This window comes from Dellaglioa sp. CoH-57-MRSF-16, assembly GCF_056782055.1.
The window spans coordinates 1-527 of sequence record NZ_JBXAXZ010000043.1 but is presented as its reverse complement, the minus strand read 5'-3'; the positions used below and the strand labels follow the sequence as shown (position 1 = coordinate 527).

The window sequence follows — 527 nt, the reverse complement described above, 5'->3', positions numbered from 1 at the left end:
CTCGAACTTCGATGCACAGACTGGTCTGCCGCACCACTGCCGCGTGCTGGTTGAATTCAAGCCTCTGTTCATGCTCACACAGCAAGACCTAGATACGCTATTCATCAACCCGAGCGCGTCCACACCGCTGTCGTGTGATGCTACGTACTCGTTGCCGGGCGTGGCTAGTGCGGCTAAGAATCTGTTTAGCTCATTCTAAGGAGCGCTAATTATGCCAATGGAAGGATACTCCGGAGACCTTAACTGGAGCAGGTTTACACCCGTGGACAATACCGGTTCGAACTACAACATGTTCAAATCCGGATTCAAGAACGTGCGCTTCAACGTTCCTAATCAGTCGCGTTACCAGTTGAGCATGTTGGACATGGCCAATCTTCCGGGGCTGGCCTACAAGTTCTACGGAGACACAAGCTTGTGGCGCGCACTTATGGCCTATAACGGCATAACTGATCCGTTGTCCGAAATTTGTCCGGGTATGACTATCAACGTTCCAACTAAGTCGGCCATTCAGGGCTATGTGAGTGCAC

2 protein-coding genes are annotated in these 527 nt (G+C 51.6%); both read left to right on the top strand.

What is annotated here, in order from left to right; all coding sequences use genetic code 11:
• The coding region (locus tag AC1RPH_RS07760) for a hypothetical protein (RefSeq protein ID WP_481762017.1) at nt 1–199 on the top strand (199 nt) is incomplete at its 5' end.
• A gap of 12 nt (nt 200–211) precedes the next feature.
• Nucleotides 212–527: LysM peptidoglycan-binding domain-containing protein (locus tag AC1RPH_RS07755; protein ID WP_481762016.1), on the top strand; the 316-nt coding region annotated here is incomplete at its 3' end.